Raw genomic sequence first — 18,931 nt, forward strand, 5'->3', positions numbered from 1 at the left:
GCGCACATTGCATTAATCGTTCACTAATTCAACCTTTTGAATCGAGTTACCGGGAATTTGCGGTGGGATCGACATCGTCATGATCGGGACGCCTTGCAGCGACACTTGGACTTTGTCTCCTTCAGCTAACTCCTCGATCTCTCCCGAATAGGCCTCGACAGGGACATGGAGAATGACCCCATCATTTTGAAAACTTTGGACGACTTGATCCTCATCTTCAACTGCCGCTACGTCTTTCAAAAATAATTGAAAGGTATCATCCGAACCTGCTCGGGCATCTTCTTGGATAATACCAGTAAAAACCGTCGCTGTTTCGCTCTCTGAAGAACTATTGGCAACGGAACTAGCATTCTCACTTGATTCAGAAGGCGTGTTATCGCCACTTGATGCATTGTTGTTTTCGGGACTGCCACAAGCCGTTAACAGCAACACTGCTGCTAAGGACAAGCCTAGAATCACTTGTTTTTTCATCATCTTCTTCCTCCAGTAATGGTTTTTTTAGGCATCATTTCGTCGATTTTTGCCCGTCATTTGGATCTCTTGTGTCAAGTAACGAATACGTTCCATAATACGTTTGGCTTTCAATGGTTCGGATTCGCCGCGTTGCGTTACTGAAAGATGCTGCTCCAACTCATGCATAGTAAAATTCGAGGTAAAGAACGTCGGGAGTTGCTCTTGCATTCGGTATTGTAAAATCACACCGAAGACTTCATCACGAATCCAACTGCTCATCGCATCCGCACCGATATCGTCCATCATTAAGATTGGGGCTTTTTTCACTGCGTTCAGCTTATCCCCCACCTGATCTTTGCCGATTGCTTGTTTCATCTCTACTGCAAATGTCGGGAAGTGAACCAATGTCGTCGTGTAGCCTGCCTCCGCTAAATCTCTGGCGATCGCGCCAAGCAGATAGGTTTTTCCGATCCCAAAACTCCCCACAAAGTAAAGTCCTTTATGAAACTCCTGTGGATTGGCTGTCAACTCACTAATAAAATCAACGGCAGCTGCGATGGCCTCCATTCGGCCAGGCGTTTGCTGATAATCTGCAAAACTTGCTTCTTGTATATCTTTAGGCATATCCATCGCTTTGATGCGACTGCGAATTTCTTCTTGTTTCTGATATGCTAGTAGCTCTTTCGTTGGTACGTAGGTGACGTCAATAAAATGAAAATTTAACGCTAAGCGCGGCTCATAGCCCGGTGCGATCATGGATGGATCATTGATGCGGAATTTCCGCTTTTCTTGGACGAACTCATACAGTTTCGCATAGCTTTTTTGAATATCTGCTTCGGTCAATACCTCTTCATTTTCGGCAATAAACGCTTTGACATCAGGATCTTGTAAAACTTCTGCCATCATTGCTGAAAACTGATCACGGTAATTGCGTTTATCCAATAGTTTTCCTAAGTTTTTCCCTACATCTTCCATTACTTGTCACCAGCTTTCTTATGCAAGTAGTTTTGCAGTTTTTTATCTAATTCTGCTTGTCGCTCTGGCGTTAAGGCTGTCTCTTCCACTGGTTTTTCAGCCCAAGAAGGCAGCTTTTCTTCGCGAATGATTTTTTTGCCGCTGGTTTGTGGTCGGCTGCGTTTTTCCTTGGCACTTCGAACAAGGCTCCGAACATGTTTGATGGCATCTTCTGCCGTACCAATTTTTAATTCTGACCACTGGGCGGCGATATTGTTCACATAATTCCCTGACAAAGCGGCATTGTTTTGGACCACCAAGACATAATGAACCAGAACATTGATCACACTATTTGGCAATGGTGACCGTTCGACAAGGCTCTTGATCAGCCATTGTTCTGAATCCGTCATGAAACTGTTTTTCTCCGCTTTGATCGCCTTGAGAAAAGCGATCGGTGCATTGTTCTCACTTTCTTGAATCAATAAGACATCATTTTCTGAAAAACCATTCTGTTTTAAGGTATTGAAGCGGCGCAACTGACTTTCCGCTTGGGGATCTTCTCTTTTTGATGTTTTCGTGAATGTTTGTCGTGATTTCTTCATGATGGCTTGTTCCAGCTTCTTCTGGTCGACCTCGCCTGTTGTCAAAGAAACATTGTCCGCCATCAAATCCAACAATTCCAACACATCATAGCCATATAAAGAATGGTATAAAACTAACTTTTGTCGAAAACTTGGCGTGAAATTAGCGGCACGGATATACCGACGCTGCGCTTCATATAAAAGAAAGTCCCAATCCAACTGCTTTTCGTCAAGCACCAAGTTCGCTTTGGTTTCTTGAAAAGAATCACTGACTGCCTGTAACGTTTCTTCATGTGAAGCAAAACGTGCGGTATTTAACCCATAGGCGGCTGAGAAGGATTGCGTCACTTCCTGATAATCGGTCAAGGAACACTGCTTTGGCTGATACAGCTTGACCAGCTGATTAAATTTACGCTCCCCGACTCTTTCCAACAACAGATAGGCATACAATTCATCTTGAAAAAACGCTTCTGGATGGACCGGTTCTTGCAACCAATACAGATACGAGCTCCCGTTTTGAGCATCTGCTTTCTCATAAGACTTTAGCAAGCCGATGCCCTCTAAGTTTTGCTTGGCTTTTATGAAGCGAGGCATTCCCGCATTCATGGCATTCAAGATATCTAGATGCACGGTCGTCATCGACTCCTCGCCAGAAAAGCTTTGGGCTTGGACATCGCTTGCGAGTGTCAAATACAACGCTAAAGCATCACTTTCAATAATTGGTTGATACAAATAAATGAGGGCGTCTTTCCCTTCCGTTGTAAGTGGACGGCTTTTGAACACTTTGTACGATTGATTCGGTAAACTATTGCCCACTTGTTGTCCCCCTCTATTCTTGTGGTTCTTTCGCTTTTTCGACGATGTTTTGTAGTTCTTTCAAGAAAACTGACATGTCTTTAAACTGGCGATAGACACTGGCAAAACGGATATAAGCGATCTCGTCTAAATCAACTAAATCCTCCATCACATACTCACCAATCTGTGTTGTAGAAATTTCATTTTCACCAAGAGCACGAACACGACTTTCCACATGATCGACGATCGTTTCCATTTGATCCATTGTCACTGGTCGTTTTTCAGCAGAACGAATCAAACCCCGTAGGATTTTTTCGCGATTGAATTCTTCACGGGCACCATTCTTCTTAATCACAAGTAGGGGTGCCTCTTCGATACGTTCAAATGTTGTAAAGCGATAGCCGCAATTTTCGCATTCACGACGGCGGCGAATCACACGTCCATCATCGGCTTGTCGACTATCAACTACCCTAGAATTGTTATGATGACATTTTGGACATTGCATAGTTCCACCTCATTTTCTCTCTTATGCGCTTACGTATTCACGTAAAGTCATCGGTTTCTATGATTAATTATAACATGAAATCCGTTGGTACAATAGCCAAAGTGGTTTATTCTGTTCATTTATTACAAAATTTAAATAATGTTATAACTACTGTTTTTTTGAATTTGAAAAAACGGCAGAAATCTTTCTGCCGTTTCATTTCGTTATTTATCTTTCATTTGCAGCAAAGAAACAAAGTCATGCAAATTTGCTGGCTTTTCCATCTGCTGATTGCACCGTTGGCTATCACGACAAATATAGTTCCCCCGTTTGGTATACGTTCCATCGCCATTGCTTTTCGTCAGAGAAAGAAACATCGAGACATTCCCTTCATGCTGGCACAAGGGACAGATTCCTTTCTTGACCTCGGTTGAGACATGACCGTGAAGTCCTGTAAAACCCTGCTCAGTGGCAATGATCATAAACTTACTTTGACTACCGATATCATCCCAAGAAAGATAGGTGGTCTCTTTTAAATCAACGGAAGCAAAATCAGGGATTTTCAGTTTTTTTACTTTCCGAAACATTTTTTCAATTTGTTTTGTTGTCGGTACCTGAAAGGGTCGGACGTACTCTTTGAGTTCTGTTAACAGCTCATTGCTGCGACTGATTGTCATCCCAGGTTGAAAGAAAGCAGCTAAAATTTCACGTGGCGCTGTTTCTTCTTCAGGAAAAAATTGTTCTATGGCATCTTTTGTCATCGTTTCAACCGTTTTGATCGTTCGAGGATCATTGACCGATTGATACGTTCGTACTAATTGGTATACTTGATGTTTAATTGAATGAAATTGGTAAGGTTCGATCATAAAAAAGCCTTCTTTCTAATTTTCCGTTTCCTATTGCGGCTGTTCTACTTTCTTGACAGTCGTACACAATGCATAAATAAGCATTTGATGACCACCTCCCAATTTCTTTGCTTCTTTCCATGCGATCTTAATGGATTATAATGAGAGGTTGAGAAATTGTCAACTGTGTAGGTGGTTGTCTTTCAACCTCTCTTTGGTCTCATTAACAAAAAATGCCTCGTCTAGAAGACGAAGGCATCCATGTTTGTTTATAATTTATCTTCAATTCCTGTGTAATGCTTCAGCTGGTCTGCATCCCGTCGATCATTCGAAGAAATTTTATTCACATCGGGATTTTCAGCTCGCAATAGTTCTTCGCTGCTGACATTTTCAGGGGTGGTTCGATCATTGCGGGCATCACGCTCATCATTTTGATCATCTAGTTCATTGACTCGTTTTTGATCGTGCTCTTTCTTGATTTGACCTTCTTGTGCTTGTTCTTTTCCAGAGTGGGCAAGTTCTTCATTATTGGTCCACTCACCGATTTTTTCTTTGGCTTTGCCAACGATCACATCTTTTTCATCTTTAAAAGTACCCATAGTTATCATCCCTCCTGTATAGTTTCATCATAACAAGCATTCTGTTTTCTGACAAAAGATATGAATGCGATACCAAACAGTCAGCAAAATGTTTTTCTTTATGCTATAATATGAGCGATTATTTTCTGAATATTCATACAACTGGAGGTGAAGAACCTGTCTAAGGTTCGACAATAGATGACAATCCTCGATTTCCAACAGGTTTCTTTCGTTCGCGACAAGAACTATTTATTAAAAGCAATCAATTGGCAAGTGAAAAAAAATGAGCATTGGGCGATTTTAGGTCTGAATGGTGCTGGCAAAAGTTTATTACTCCAAATGATCACGGGAAGTTTATGGCCTTCTTCTGGTCAACGAACGGTCTTAGGTGAGCGTTACGGAAAAACGTCTGTGCCCGATCTTCAACGGCGCATTGGTTGGGTCAGTTCAGCGCTGCAAAGCAAGTTTTATGGTCGCGATCTTGCCGAAGAGATCGTTCTTTCGGGGCTTTATTCCAGTATTGGTCTTTATGAGTCCTACGAAGAAGAGCAGCTGATCCAAGCAAAAGCGCTTTTGGCTGACTTAGGTTTGTCGCATCTGATCCATCGTTCCTATCACGTCCTTTCTCAAGGGGAAAAACAATTTGTCATGATCGCACGTGCCATTATGGCACAACCAGAGATCCTCATTTTGGACGAACCTTGTACGGGCCTTGATTTATTTGCGCGAGAAGAACTGCTAACCCGTCTGCAGGCTTTTTCACAGCTGCCGAATACGCCGACTCTTCTTTACGTTACCCATCATACGGAAGAGCTACTACCGATTTTCACTCATTTGCTGATGTTAAAAAATGGCAAAGTCCACGCCGCTGGTCAACGAGAGACGATTTTTACTGAGGAGGTTCTCACCTCTTTTTATGATCAGCCGATCATTCTTCAACCCTTTTCCAGCAATCGCGTGATCGTGACCCCAAAATAAATCAGGGCTGGTACTTTGATATTTAACCATTCATACACGATCGTCTTACTTTCCAAACCAAACAGTTTCCGACATGTTTCAGCGCCAGTTGTTTTTGGAAATGATAGGGCTAGGTTTGCTATTGAAAGACAAATAGCAGGTTCCCTTTTACTGAAGGGAACCTGCTGTCTTATCTATTTGTTTAAGGATGCTAACCAATCATCGATCTGCTGATTGAGTTGGGCGATCGTTCCTTGATTATCAAAGACAATATCGGCCCGTTGTTTCTTTTTCTCAATGGAAAGCTGACTGTCGATTCGTTGTTGCGCGTCTTGCTCACTCAGTTGATTACGTGCCATCAACCGCTCTTTTTGAAGCGCTTCTGGCACATAGACGACTGCGGTTTGATCCATGTATTGGTCGTAGTCGGCTTCATATAACAAAGGAATGTCAACGATCAACAAGGGCACTTGCTGCCTTTTTTCTTCGATCTGAGACAAAATCTCTTGTCGAATAAATGGCGACAGCGTCTGATTCAGCAAGCGACGTTTTTCTGGATCATTAAATATCAGGGCACCGAGGGTTTGCCGATCCAGGTGTCCGTCATCGGTCAAAATCTGCGGACCAAAGGCTTGTGTCACCGCCTGCAAGCCCTCCGTATTCGGTTCAACGACTTCTCTGGCGATGATATCGGCATCAATAATCGGTAAGCCCAGTGAGCGAAAATGCGCGACTGCGGTACTTTTCCCAGTGGCGATCCCGCCAGTGACCCCTAAGACAAAACTCATTTGCTGGACCTCACATGCAATTTTTGGCACTGAGGACAAAAGTGCGTCCCCCGTTGGGCAACCTTGGTCTTGACGATTGGTGTCCCGCATCGCCCGCAAGGATTGCCCGTTTGGCCATAGACATTTAATGACATTTGGAATTTTCCTGCTTCGCCCAATGCATTGAGATAGGTCCGAATGGTTGTCCCCCCTGCTTCAACGGCGCGTTCCAAGACATCGATGATCGCTTGATGCAACACGTTGGCTTCTGCTGGGGTGAGCGAATCTGCTGGTTGTTCAGGATGGATCTTCGCTTGCCATAGCGCCTCATCTACATAAATATTGCCCAAACCAGTCACAAGTTTTTGATCTAACAAAAGGGGTTTGATGGCTTTTTTAGACCGCTTCAATCCTTGCTCAAATGCTTCTAATAAAAACAATTCAGGCTTAGGCTCAGGACCTAATTGCATGATGCCTTTATAGGCTGCGCTTTGGTCTTTATCCACTAAAGTCATACGACCAAATTTTCTTACATCATGGTAATTTAACTGACTGCCATCCGTAAAATGGAAAATGACATGTGTATGTTTATCGACAATCGGTTCTGACTCAAAATACTCGTACTTGCCTTCCATTCGTAGATGAGAGATCAGATCATAATCTGTCAATTTAAAAATCAAAAATTTTCCACGTCGTTCAAATTTTTCAAAACGTTGCCCTTTCAACAGTGCCGAAAAAATCGGCACTTCAGGACTTTCGATGATTCGTGGCCAAAGGATCTCGAGCGATTCGATCGTTTTATTTAAAACAAGTTTTTCAAGTCCTTTGCGGACCGTTTCAACTTCTGGTAATTCAGGCACCTCTGTTCACCTCATTTATTTTGCATCGTACCATGTTTTGCCCCAATTGCTGTCTGTCAGTAAAGGGACATGCAATGCAACGGCTTGCTCCATCACTTCTTTCACTAAAGCGTCAAGACGAGGCAATTCAGATTCAGGTACTTCAAAGACTAGTTCATCGTGTACTTGCAGCAGCATCGTTGCTGCTAATTTTTCTTCTTTCAAACGTTTCGCCAAATCGATCATGGCAATTTTTAAGATATCCGCCGCACTGCCTTGGATCGGTGTATTGATGGCGGTTCTTTCCGCAAAAGTCCGAATATTGAAATTGCGCGAATTGATATCAGGCAGGTAACGACGGCGATGATACAAGGTTTCAACGTACCCTTTGTCCTTCGCCTCACGAACCACATCCTCCATATACGTTTTCACACCAGGATATTTTTCAAAATACGTATCAATGTATTGTTGGGCGGCTTTTCTGGTGATCCCTAGATTCTGGGATAAGCCATAATCGGAAATACCATAAACGATACCGAAGTTGACCGCTTTGGCTTGACGACGCATATTTGGTGTCACATCTTCTGCTTTTTCGATACCAAAGACTCGCATCGCTGTGCTTGAGTGGATATCTTGACCTTCGATAAAGGCTTCTTTCAAATGGGTATCATCTGAAATATGTGCCAACACCCGTAATTCGATTTGAGAGTAGTCAGAAGAATAGATCACCCAATCAGCTTCTCGTGGCACAAAGGCTTCACGGATCTTTCGACCTTCTTCTAAACGAATCGGAATGTTTTGCAGGTTCGGATCGACAGAACTTAATCGACCAGTTTGGGTCAAGGTTTGTACATATCGTGTATGGACTTTGCCATCCCCTTGGATCACTTTTAATAAGCCTTCTACATAGGTTGATTGGATCTTAGCGATTTGACGATAAGTCAAAATGTCTTCAACGATCGGTGCTTGCTCTTTTAGTTGTTCTAACACATCGACTGCTGTCGAATAGCCAGTTTTGGTTTTTTTGATGACTGGTAAGCCCATTTTTTCAAATAAGATCACACCCAATTGTTTCGGTGAGTTTAAATTGAAGGTTTCACCAGCTTCGGCATAGATTTTTTCTTCAATTTCATGCAACCGTTGCGCAAATTCGCCCTTCATCTGATGCAAGCGAGACGCATCAACTTTGATTCCAGTAATCTCCATATCAGCTAAAATCATTGATAAAGGCAATTCCATTTCTTCAAATAGCGCTGTTTGATTCTTCGCTGCCAATTCTTCCGTAAGCTTTGGTGTTAGGTTCGTAATCGCTGCTACTTTACGGGCTAAATGAGCAAAGAAGTCTTCCTCATCCGCTGGCAGACCTTTTTTCGCACCTTTTCCATAAATCGCTTCATCCGATTGGATCGCATCATAGCCATAGTGAGCGGCAACACCTGCGATGTCATTATTCGTATCATTCGTGTCTAAAAGATAAGCTGCCAATAAAACATCAAAAGCGATTCCTTTTGGTGCTGTCGTGTATCGGTTTAATGCCACGTACGTGCGTTTGGCATCATAGACGAACTTTCTACGCTCCTCGTCTTTTAACCAATTGGTAAAGACTGGACTTTCAAACAATTCTTCACGATTGCTGACATAAATTTTTTCTTGATTGCCCCAAGCAACACCGACGATGTCTTCCAAATGATAGTTATCCCCCATCATCTCGACATACAATGCCGTGTCTCCTTGGAACATATCTTCTGTTACTTCTTCAACGACCGAAAATAAAATGTCTTCCATCTCAACTGGTTCAGCTGTAATCTGCAACTTCTCTAAGAAGCTATTAAAGTTCATTTCTTGGTAGAATGGCACCAATTTCTCTAAGTCTTTGCCTTCATATTTCAGTTTGTCGACATCGACCTCAATGGGCGCATCCACATCGATGGTTGCTAACTGTTTTGAAAGAAAGGCGATCTCACGGTCATTGATCAAGTTTTCTTTCATCTTGCTTTTTTTCATTTCATCGATGTGTTCATAGATCCCCTCAACGGAGCCATATTCCTTCAATAGCTTGATGGCTGTCTTCTCACCAATTTTGGTGACACCAGGAATATTATCGGAAGCATCACCAGCTAGTCCTTTCATGTCGATGATTTGTAAGGGCGTTAGGCCGTCATATTTTTCAGCCACATGAGCGGGTGTATAACTTTCAATTTCGCTAACTCCTTTGACCGTAATGTCAACTTTCACGTGCTCCGTTGCCAGCTGGGTCAAATCGCGATCGCCAGATAAAACGACAACGTCAAATAGCTCCTTGTCGACTTTATTCGCCAATGTACCAATAATATCATCGGCTTCGTAATTATCTAATTCGTAATATTGAACACCTAACGCGTTGATCAATTCGCGAATGTAAGGCATTTGTTCTTTAAATTCCCCAGGGGTTTTTGAACGTCCGCCTTTATAGTCTTCATACATCGCTGTCCTGAAGGTGGTTTTTCCAGCATCAAAAGCCACTAAAACATGTGTTGGCTGTTCTTTTGCCATCACATTTTCAAACATAGTATGAAACGCATAGATGGCATTTGTGTGCAGCCCATTGGCATTTTTAAACCGTTCTAATGAATTATGCAACGCAAAAAACGCGCGAAAAGCCACACTATTTCCATCAACGAGTAGTAATTTATTTTTTGGCATTTGATTACTCCTTTTCTCAAAAAGTTCCTCTTTATTCTATCAAAGAACGGGCACAAAAGCGATGAATTGCTTTGTTTTCTCTCTCATTTTATACAAAAAAAAAGGCGAGTTTCCTCGCACTTTTTTTAGTTGTTTTTTCCAAAGATTCGCAATAACGCAAGGAATAAGTTGATAAAGTCCAAATACAGTTGTAATGCCATGAAAACGGCCACTCCTGTATTTGCGCCACCATTCGTTGCGAAGTATACATTGCGGATTTGCTGATTGTCATAAGCGGTGATCCCCATAAAGACAAAGACGGTCACGATCGATAAGAAAAAGTCAACCGGTTGACTGCGTAAAATAAATACATTCAAGAGCGTCGAGATGATGATCCCGATCAACAGACCATAGCCGATACGACCAACCACACTTAGATCACGTTTAGTCATGATCCCAAATGCTGACATGACACCAAAAGTGACAGCTGCTGAAACAAATGCTCCCACGATCGATCCAAAGTCATAGATCATCAGTGTCACAGACAAGGTCAATCCATTCAAGAGCGAATAGACTAAAAAGCCAGCAACGGTCAAGGACGGATTTTTCTGCGCCTTCACCCCTAATACAATAACTAGAATGATCTGTAAGATCCAAAGACCAGTAAATCCTAGCGGAAAGTTGCTGATAAATTGTAGGGTTTGCGCTTGAAAGACTTCCCCAAATATATAGGCTGAGATCGCACTGATCGCAAGCCCAACGCCGAAGAATAAGTACACTTTTGAATAAAAGCGATTTAAGCCTTGGGCTTGGACAGTTTCATTATTTAAATTATTCATCTTGTTGTTCCTCCTCATTTTCTGCTACTGCTTTTGGTGGCTGGACCATGACCACAGCATCTAAAATACGATGATCTTCTGTGTTGATCGCTTCAACCGAAATAGTTACCACGTCTTTCATTTTATCCACTTTGATCACTTCGAATTCAAAGGTCAACGTTTCATAATGATATACAGGTTCAATAAAGTTTACCGAAAAATTGACTACATGAGAGCCAGGACCAGGCAAATGTTTCGATACGGCACTGGTGATGATCCCCATCAACATAATGGATGGTACGATGGGACGCTGGTACTCAGTTTTTTGCGTGTAGTCATGTTGTATATACAAAGGATTGGCATCATTAGTCAGCCCTAAATATAACAACAGTTGATTGTCTTCGATCGATTCTGTTAAGGATAACGAATCGCCTTCCTCGATATCTTCAATACTTTTTCCTATTTTTCGCGGTTTCCCTATATTCAAAATTTAATTCCTCCAAAAAGAATAGTTTCATCTGAGTATATTCTATCAGATGCCGACAAAAGTGCAAGTTCGCGGTGCTGCTTTTGCAAAAACTTCAGATGTAAAAAACTCTTGCAGCAAACACGCCACAAGAGTCTTTGATTACAATACGTTACGAGTTGTATTGCTTAATAGTTTTTCATAGGCTGTCTCAAATTTTTGCACATCGCCTGCTCCCATGAAAATCACGACAGCATTTTGATGATCCAATAGCGGAGATACGTTCTCTTCTTTGATCACAGTTCCACCTTTTTGAATTTTCTTGCCTAGATCTTCAATTTTAACATCTCCTCGTGATTCACGAGCAGATCCAAAAATGTCACATAGATAGACATGGTCTGCAAGATCCAATGCTTCCGCAAATTCATCCATCAAAGCGATCGTGCGGGTAAAGGTATGTGGCTGGAAGACAGCAATAATTTCTTTCTCTGGATATTTTTGACGAGCGCCATCGATCGTTGCTTTGATTTCTGCAGGATGGTGGGCGTAGTCGTCCACGATCGTCATATCCGCCACGATTTTTTCGCTAAAGCGGCGTTTCACTCCAGGAAATGAAATCATCTCAGCAGCAACTTCTTTCATATCCAATCCTTCTTTGTAAGCCACAGCGATCACACTTAATGCGTTGTTGATGTTGTGCTGACCAAACGCTGGCAAGACAAAATGGCCAATATTTTCACCATGGATAAAGACGTCGAACTCTGAACCTTGGGTGGTGCGTTCAATATTTTTCGCTTGGACATCGTCGTTATCGTTGACGCCGTAATAGTAGATTGGGACATCGGCTTCAAGTTTACGCAAGTATTCATCATCACCAAAAGCAAAGATGCCTTTTTTCACTTGACTTGCCATCGATTGAAAGGCTGAGAAGACATCCTCGATCGAGTGGAAGTAGTCTGGGTGATCAAAATCGATGTTGGTCATGATTGCATAATCCGGTGAATATGCTAAGAAATGACGACGGTATTCACAGGCTTCAAATGAAAAGAATTCCGCATCAGGTTCCCCATGACCAGTCCCATCGCCAATCAAGAAACTTGTTGGACGGATGCCGCTTAAGACATGAGAAAGCAATCCTGTCGTACTGGTTTTCCCGTGAGAACCGGTCACCGCAATACTCGTATAGGGCTGAATGAATTGGCCAATAAAGTCATGATAACGAGTAACTTCTAAACCAAGTTCTTTTGCCCGTACGATTTCTTCGTGGGTGTCAGGGAAAGCATTCCCTTGGATAATGACCATTTCTGGTTGAATGTTTGCTTTATCGAAAGGCAACAATTTGATCGCTGCTTTTTCTAGATCACGTTGAGTGAAGAAATATTCTTCCACATCAGAGCCTTGTACTTGGTAGCCTTTTTCGTGCAGAATCAAAGCCAATGAACTCATACCGGAACCTTTGATTCCAACAAAATGATGTATTTTGTTTTGATTTTCCATTATTATAATCCTCTTTTCTCAAATCCGCGTCGTAAAAAAACGCGTGTATTGACAAATATCAGGTTGTCACACGACCTACATTATCATACAAAATGAAAAAAATAGCAACGAGTTTTATTTTTCGACTTGACTTTTCTCATCATTTCCTATTTCTAGCAAACGTCCACGACATTTTCCACAAACATATTTTTTGATATCCACACGTCGCTGCCGCCGAATCTCGCAGCCGCAATTTTGGCATCGATAGCGATGTTTGGCTGTCCTTTTGGCAGGAGGTGCATAACGCAAGCCTCCCGTTCTTGCCAGCAATGCTTTAAAGGCAGGATCTTGGTGACGGTGACCAAGACCTGCTAAGTGCAAATGATAATGACACAATTCATGCTTGATAATGCCGATAAAAACCTCCATCCCGTGTTCTGTGAGCATGGTTGGATTGAAATCCAAGTGGTGATCACTTAGATGGTAGCGGCCACCGATTGTTTTTAAGCGAGAATTAAACACCGCTCGATGCGTGAATGGTTTGTTGAAAACAGACAGCGACAGCTCTTCCACCAAATGCTGCAATTCTTGTTGGGTCATTTTGCATTTCCCGGATCGACCATGGTTAAACTGATACGGCCTTTTTTGACATCTACTTGCTCGATCCAAACGGTTACGACATCACCGACGGAAACAACGTCTTTCGGATGCTTTACAAACGAACGGCTCAGCTTCGACAAATGCACCAGTCCATCTTGTTTGACACCGATATCGACGAAAGCACCAAAGTCGATCACATTTCGAACCGTTCCCTTCAGTTCCATTCCCGGTTTTAGGTCCTCCATACTCAGCACATCTTTGCGCAATAATGGCGCTGGCATTTCATCACGCATATCGCGTCCAGGCTGCATTAACGCCTTTAGGATATCCGTGATGGTTTCTTTACCGACTGACAATTTTGCGGAAAGCTCCGCTGGGCGTAGTTGGGCAAGTTTCGCTTTATTTTCTTCCATTTGCTCTTTCCCTAGCTCCGCTAAAGAAATACCCGCGATCGCCAAAATTTCTTTGGCAGTGTCATAACTTTCTGGATGGATCCCGGTATTGTCCAAAATGACTTTTCCGCCAGGTATCCGCATAAAGCCGATCGCCTGTTCATAAGCTTTTGGTCCTAAGCGAGGGACTTTTTTCAGTTGATTCCGCTGCGTAAATACACCATTTTCTTCTCGATAAGTCACGATATTTTGAGCAGTGGTTTTATTTAAACCAGCTACATGCTGCAAGAGTGCCGCACTTGCGGTATTGACGTCAACGCCAACTTGGTTGACAACAGTCTCAACAACAAAATCCAATTGTTCAGCGAGGCGTTTTTGCGAAACGTCATGCTGGTATTGTCCGACGCCCACGGATTGTGGATCAATTTTGACTAATTCTGCCAAGGGATCTTGCAGACGGCGGCCAATACTGATAGCGCTGCGTTCTTCCACTTGCAGATCAGGGAATTCTTGACGAGCGATCGGACTGGCAGAATAAACAGAAGCGCCTGCCTCATTCACGATCACATAATATACTTCTTGATCGATCAATTTTAATTGTTCAGCGACGAATTGCTCTGATTCCCGACTCGCAGTCCCATTACCGATTGCGACCATCTCGACTCTATAGGTTTGTAATAAGCGACGAAACGCTGGTCCGGCAGCTTCTCGCTTATTCATAGGCGCTGGTTTATGAGGATAGATCACTTCGATCGCTAGTACTTTTCCAGTCTCATCAATGACGGCTAGTTTACAGCCTGTACGATACGCTGGATCAAAACCTAAAACGACTTTGCCCTTCAATGGCGGCTGCAGCAACAGATTGCGAAGATTTTCTCCAAAAATCGCAATTGCTTGTTCGTCAGCTTTTTCTGTCAATTCATTGCGGATCTCTCGTTCGATGGCTGGTGAAATAAACCGTTTCAGCGCATCAGCAGCTGCAGCTTCAACAAAACCGGCTGCGGGTGAATCCCTATTCGTGATCAATTTGCGACGTAGGTAATCCATGATTTTTTCTTCATCTGCCACAAGGGCGACCTTCAAGATGTCTTCTTGTTCCCCACGATTAGTGGCTAAAATTCGGTGGGATACCATCTTATTGATAGGATGCTGGAAATCGTAATACATTTCATAAACGCCTTTTTCATCTTTTTCAGCATTTTTGACCGTGCTTTGATACAGTCCTTTGTTTGTGTAATAGCTGCGGATCCAACTACGAAACTCTGCAGTATCACCAACGCCTTCTGCAATGATCTCGTGCGCGCCTGCTAAGGCATCTTCTACAGTAGGAACAGCATCACTGATAAATTCGGCCGCTTTTTCTTGAACGTCACCTGCTTTTGGGAAGCTTAACAGCCACTGAGCAAATGGTTCCAAGCCGTTCTCTTTGGCGATCGTCGCTTTGGTGCGTCGTTTTTGTTTATAAGGACGATACAGGTCTTCGACGGCCTGCATTTTTGTCGCAGCTAAAATCGCCTGTGATAGTTCAGGCGTTAGCTTTTCTTGTTCTTCTATCAAACGCAAAACCTCTTGCTTGCGTTTCTCTAAGTTTTCTAAGTACTGGTATCGCTCTTCAATTTCTCGAATCTGAACTTCGTCAAGTCCATTCGTCATTTCTTTACGGTAGCGGGCAATAAAGGGGACGGTATTTCCTTCTTGCAATAACTGCAACACCGTACTGATTTGTTTTTGGGTAAAAGCGGTTAATTCTTGTTTTACTAAATCAAGTACCTCTTGATTCATTTCTGCCATTTGTTCTCACCTTTCCTTTGTTGCTTTTGCTATTTTAACATAAAAAAGACAGCCATTGAGCGAACAAGATTGCACGAAAACAATGTTGCTTTCGCGACTCTTGTTATGGCTGCTTTTGTCTTTTATCAAAAAGACTTTTAAAAGTCTGGTTGCCAAGGACCTGCTAAATTTTGGTATTCGATGTCCTGAACGATCCCTTTATCATCAAAAATCACGCCATGCACCGATCCACCAAATACTGCCCCGCCATCGATGCCGATTTTGTCGTCTTGTTGCCATAGATCCGTCGTCTGCATATCTCCATGCAGCATGGGCGTGACGGTATGGCCAAAAACGATCGTTTTTCCTGTACGGTTTTTTCCTTTATGAAACGGCTCGCGAATCCAGATAAAATCATGGTCTGCGGTCTTACGCCAATCTTTTTTACTTAAATCCACGCCCGCATGAACAAAGAGATACTTTCCCCATTCGTAATAAAGCGGTCGCTCCATCAAAAACTCTATTAAGTCTCGATAGCTACTGCGGATCATTAAGGCGATTTCCGTCGGCGAATACTCCTCAGTAGCGCCTGTATGCAAAAGACTTTCAATCGTTTCTTTGCCGCCATTGCGTACGTAAGCGGCAAACCAATCCTCAGGGGCATTTAGAAATTGCAGAAAATACTCCTCGTGATTGCCGCGTAAATAAATCGCTTGGTATTCTTCGACTAACTTTTTTCCCAGAAAAAAACACTCTTTTGACTTCGGCCCCCGATCATTTAAGTCTCCAATCAAAAGCAGCTGATGGAGCTTAGGGTCATAATCGGTAAGAAGTTTTTTAAACAGATCGGCCATTCCATGAATATCACTGATTGCATATAGATAGTTTTGCATAGTCAATTCCTCCTTAAAGGCAATTGATTCTCTTGTTATCAATTTTAGACCTTTGCCTGTAAAATGTCTTGCAATAAAACGAAAAAACCAACCATTTGTCCTGAACAGTACGACAACATAAAGTCGGGTTCAAAAGGACGAATGATTGGTTACGATCGACAAAAGCTATTTTCCTGAAACAGCAAAATAATTGCCATCCGGATCGGCAAAATTGAAAACCAGTTGTTCTTCCATCTGAATCAATTCACCCACTTCTGCTTCCATCTCTAAAAGCTTCTTATAAAGTGTCGTAATATCTTCTGCAAAAAACATGATCGATGGGGAATTCAAAGCGACTTCAGGTGAATGTGTTTCGATAAACTCACGGTCATATAAGACAAAATGTACCTCCGCCTCTTTTGATGGCGCGATTTCAACGACGGATGTTCCATCAACGGTTTGTTGTTCAATGATCACAAACCCTAGTTCTTGCCAAAACTCAACTGCTTTCGTCACATCGTCGACGTATAGCATCACTTGCATTTGATTGGAAAACAATGGGCATCCCTCCTATTTCTCGTTATTCGTCTGCTTCCTTCGCTTCTTGCGCAGCGTTCGAATTGGTATTAAAGTTCAATTGTAAACCTGGTTTGTCGGTCACGATCTCTGTCACTTCATAAGTCAAGCGTTTGACGATATCAAACAAGGGCTCAACCAAGCGATCAGTTTCGGCTTTCGTCAAATCCTCTCCAGAATTGACTTTGCGATTCAAAATATGATTGACTTGTCCGACACGTCCTGACAAAACGTAATCAGGGAACACCAATTGGAATTCTAAGCGGGCACCAATAATACTGTTTTTTTCCATATATTCTTCATCTTTGACTTTTAACGGCGCAAAGCCGACATTCAATTTTGTTTCCATTTCTTTGTCTTTCGGTTTCATATCAAAATGATATGCTTCAACGATCGGTTGTTGTCTTTTTAATTCCACTAGATTCACACTCCTTACCTAAAAGTATAGCATAACCTTTTCTTTGAGCCTACTGTATTCTTTAGACAATAAAAAAAACGGCAAGTGCCGTTTTAATTTGCTTCTTTTAGTGTTGCTAGGTAGTCCAATGCATCTTGAACATTGGCGATCGGAACGATTTTCATGTCTGTGTCTAACTTCTTCGCTGCTGCCACTGCCTCTTCGTAATTCGTTTTAATGGAAGGATCTATTTCACGCTCTTCGTCAGTGATTTCATCGTCCGGAGCAAAAAAGATTTCTGCTCCACTTTCGCTGGCACTCGCTACTTTTTTGTCAATCCCACCGATTCGACCAACCGTCCCATCAGCTGAGATCGTTCCGGTTCCAGCAATATTATGGCCTTTACGCAAGTTATCTCCAGTTAGCTGTTCATAGATTTCAAGGGTGAACATCAACCCAGCTGAAGGCCCACCGATATTGCCAGAATCGATCACGATCTCTTCATCAGAAGTGATCTCTGTATGATCGACGAGTGAGATACCGATACCTGCTTTTTGATTGCTTTCCAGTTCAATTAATTTGCCTGTTGCTTCTTTTTCTTCACCATCTTGCAAGTAAGTTACGGTGATCTCATCACCAATGGTTTGACTTTGTACATAGTCGATAAAGTCTTGGCTACTTTTAAATTCTTTGCCATTGACAGCGGTGACGGTATCTCCAACGGATATTTTCCCCGCAAAACTGGAATTTGGATCGATCCCCATGACATAGACCCCTTTATAGGTCATTTCATAAGGCAAGTCTGCCAGCTTTAATGCTTGCTCAATCGCACTATTTTGCGAGGATTCCATATAATAGCGCTGGATGCGATTGTACTCCTCATCTGTCGCACCGCCTAAAAGTTCTTCCTCACTGATCAAGTCTTGAAATTCATTGAATTTTGTTCCAATCGCCGTAAACACGGTAGCCTGTCGAATCCCGACACTGGTTAAAGAAAAGGAGCCAGCTGAGGTGTCTTCTTTTTGATTGACGGTAATCAATTCTTTTAAATCGATCGTTGCACCAGGTTGCTCGATATAATAAGGAATCGGCAAAAAGGCACAGGCTGCGATGATCAGTGCTAAAACAAACAAGAGAACATATTTGATCGTTGATTTAAGATTCATTGGTATCACGCTTCTTTACTATAGCATCGTAGATATTTTGTGGTAAATATTCCGCAACATCGCCGTTAAAGGTTAAGATTTCTTTCAACAAACTGGAGCTGATGAAACTATGCTTTGCATCTGCTAAAAGAAAGACGGTCTCCAGGGAAGGTTCTAAGTGATGATTCATTTCCATGATGTCCCGCTCATACTCATAATCTTTCACACTGCGAATGCCTCTAAGCAGAAACTGGGCGCCTAGTTTTTTCGCGATCGTGACCGTCAGCTCCGTTTCTTGCGCCAGAATCTTGACGTTTGGAATATGAGCGAGGGCTTCTTCAATTAGATGAACTTTTTCTTCACTTGTAAAAAAACTTTTTTTATTGGTATTTGTAAAAACACCCACGATCAGTTCATCAAAAAGCGTTGCGCCTCGCTCAATCAGATCCACATGACCTGACGTCAGCGGATCAAAACTTCCTGGAAATAAAGCAATCTTTTTCAT

20 protein-coding genes are annotated in these 18,931 nt (G+C 42.4%); 1 reads left to right on the forward strand and 19 read right to left on the reverse strand.

From position 1 onward, the window contains the following. Window positions 1-12 precede the first annotated feature (12 nt). From IGJ05_RS03600 to IGJ05_RS03625, 6 genes are all read right to left on the reverse strand, one after another. Window positions 13-474 carry a hypothetical protein gene (locus tag IGJ05_RS03600; RefSeq protein WP_005226007.1) on the reverse strand — a complete coding sequence of 154 codons (462 nt, stop codon included), beginning with the start codon at window positions 472-474 and terminating at the stop codon, window positions 13-15. 24 nt (window positions 475-498) lie between these two features. After that, the gene (dnaI, locus tag IGJ05_RS03605) at window positions 499-1,428 is read right to left on the reverse strand and encodes a primosomal protein DnaI (protein WP_005226006.1); all 930 of its coding nucleotides are present in this window, start codon (window positions 1,426-1,428) and stop codon (window positions 499-501) included. Next, the gene (locus IGJ05_RS03610) at window positions 1,428-2,804 is read right to left on the reverse strand and encodes a replication initiation and membrane attachment family protein (protein ID WP_081117050.1); all 1,377 of its coding nucleotides are present in this window, start codon (window positions 2,802-2,804) and stop codon (window positions 1,428-1,430) included. Before IGJ05_RS03610 ends, dnaI begins: the two co-directional genes overlap by 1 nt. A gap of 13 nt (window positions 2,805-2,817) precedes the next feature. Continuing rightward, window positions 2,818-3,288: a transcriptional regulator NrdR gene (gene nrdR, locus IGJ05_RS03615; RefSeq protein ID WP_266166702.1), complete on the reverse strand. Its 471-nt coding sequence runs from the start codon at window positions 3,286-3,288 to the stop codon at window positions 2,818-2,820. A gap of 203 nt (window positions 3,289-3,491) precedes the next feature. Next, on the reverse strand, window positions 3,492-4,133 hold the full coding sequence (locus IGJ05_RS03620) for a FusB/FusC family EF-G-binding protein (RefSeq protein ID WP_010748200.1): 642 nt from the start codon (window positions 4,131-4,133) through the stop codon (window positions 3,492-3,494). A gap of 248 nt (window positions 4,134-4,381) precedes the next feature. Further along, window positions 4,382-4,720 (reverse strand): CsbD family protein, encoded by a 339-nt coding sequence (locus IGJ05_RS03625; protein ID WP_306569682.1) that lies wholly within the window; start codon window positions 4,718-4,720, stop codon window positions 4,382-4,384. A gap of 168 nt (window positions 4,721-4,888) precedes the next feature. Between IGJ05_RS03625 and IGJ05_RS03630 the strand changes: the two genes are divergently transcribed. After that, window positions 4,889-5,668, forward strand: coding sequence for an ABC transporter ATP-binding protein (locus tag IGJ05_RS03630; RefSeq protein ID WP_081117051.1), 780 nt, complete (start codon window positions 4,889-4,891; stop codon window positions 5,666-5,668). A 173-nt stretch (window positions 5,669-5,841) separates the two neighbouring features. On the opposite strand, the gene coaE is transcribed toward IGJ05_RS03630, so the two are convergent. From coaE to coaD, 13 genes are all read right to left on the reverse strand, one after another. Further along, window positions 5,842-6,435, reverse strand: a complete 594-nt coding sequence (gene coaE / locus IGJ05_RS03635) for a dephospho-CoA kinase (RefSeq protein WP_081117052.1) — start codon at window positions 6,433-6,435, stop codon at window positions 5,842-5,844. Continuing rightward, window positions 6,432-7,274: a DNA-formamidopyrimidine glycosylase gene (gene mutM, locus IGJ05_RS03640; protein WP_081117053.1), complete on the reverse strand. Its 843-nt coding sequence runs from the start codon at window positions 7,272-7,274 to the stop codon at window positions 6,432-6,434. Before mutM ends, coaE begins: the two co-directional genes overlap by 4 nt. Window positions 7,275-7,289: 15 nt before the next feature. Continuing rightward, window positions 7,290-9,935: a DNA polymerase I gene (polA, locus tag IGJ05_RS03645; RefSeq protein WP_081117054.1), complete on the reverse strand. Its 2,646-nt coding sequence runs from the start codon at window positions 9,933-9,935 to the stop codon at window positions 7,290-7,292. Between the two features lie 125 nt (window positions 9,936-10,060). Then, window positions 10,061-10,753 carry a Bax inhibitor-1/YccA family protein gene (locus IGJ05_RS03650; protein WP_074535957.1) on the reverse strand — a complete coding sequence of 231 codons (693 nt, stop codon included), beginning with the start codon at window positions 10,751-10,753 and terminating at the stop codon, window positions 10,061-10,063. Next, entirely contained in the window at window positions 10,746-11,219 is a 474-nt protein-coding gene (locus tag IGJ05_RS03655) for a MaoC family dehydratase (RefSeq protein WP_005225996.1), read from the reverse strand. The genes IGJ05_RS03650 and IGJ05_RS03655 overlap by 8 nt, the downstream gene beginning before the upstream one ends. 141 nt (window positions 11,220-11,360) lie before the next feature. Then, window positions 11,361-12,695 carry a UDP-N-acetylmuramate--L-alanine ligase gene (gene murC, locus IGJ05_RS03660; RefSeq protein ID WP_005225995.1) on the reverse strand — a complete coding sequence of 445 codons (1,335 nt, stop codon included), beginning with the start codon at window positions 12,693-12,695 and terminating at the stop codon, window positions 11,361-11,363. Window positions 12,696-12,809: 114 nt separating this feature from the next. Next, the gene (locus tag IGJ05_RS03665) at window positions 12,810-13,274 is read right to left on the reverse strand and encodes a SprT family protein (protein ID WP_081117056.1); all 465 of its coding nucleotides are present in this window, start codon (window positions 13,272-13,274) and stop codon (window positions 12,810-12,812) included. Next, a complete protein-coding gene (locus IGJ05_RS03670; RefSeq protein ID WP_081117057.1) occupies window positions 13,271-15,457 on the reverse strand; it encodes a Tex family protein in 2,187 nt (728 codons plus the stop codon). Before IGJ05_RS03670 ends, IGJ05_RS03665 begins: the two co-directional genes overlap by 4 nt. Before the next feature lie 137 nt (window positions 15,458-15,594). Next, window positions 15,595-16,329, reverse strand: coding sequence for a metallophosphoesterase family protein (locus IGJ05_RS03675; RefSeq protein ID WP_081117058.1), 735 nt, complete (start codon window positions 16,327-16,329; stop codon window positions 15,595-15,597). A gap of 165 nt (window positions 16,330-16,494) precedes the next feature. Then, entirely contained in the window at window positions 16,495-16,866 is a 372-nt protein-coding gene (locus IGJ05_RS03680; protein WP_081117059.1) for a VOC family protein, read from the reverse strand. Between the two features lie 22 nt (window positions 16,867-16,888). Beyond that, window positions 16,889-17,302, reverse strand: coding sequence for a DUF1149 family protein (locus IGJ05_RS03685; RefSeq protein WP_005225990.1), 414 nt, complete (start codon window positions 17,300-17,302; stop codon window positions 16,889-16,891). Window positions 17,303-17,394: 92 nt separating this feature from the next. Next, on the reverse strand, window positions 17,395-18,447 hold the full coding sequence (locus IGJ05_RS03690; protein ID WP_005235759.1) for a SepM family pheromone-processing serine protease: 1,053 nt from the start codon (window positions 18,445-18,447) through the stop codon (window positions 17,395-17,397). After that, a complete protein-coding gene (gene coaD / locus IGJ05_RS03695) occupies window positions 18,437-18,931 on the reverse strand; it encodes a pantetheine-phosphate adenylyltransferase (protein ID WP_005231326.1) in 495 nt (164 codons plus the stop codon). The genes IGJ05_RS03690 and coaD overlap by 11 nt, the downstream gene beginning before the upstream one ends.

The organism is Enterococcus sp. AZ167, from assembly GCF_051714025.1.
GTDB classification, from domain to species: domain Bacteria; phylum Bacillota; class Bacilli; order Lactobacillales; family Enterococcaceae; genus Enterococcus_D; species Enterococcus_D casseliflavus.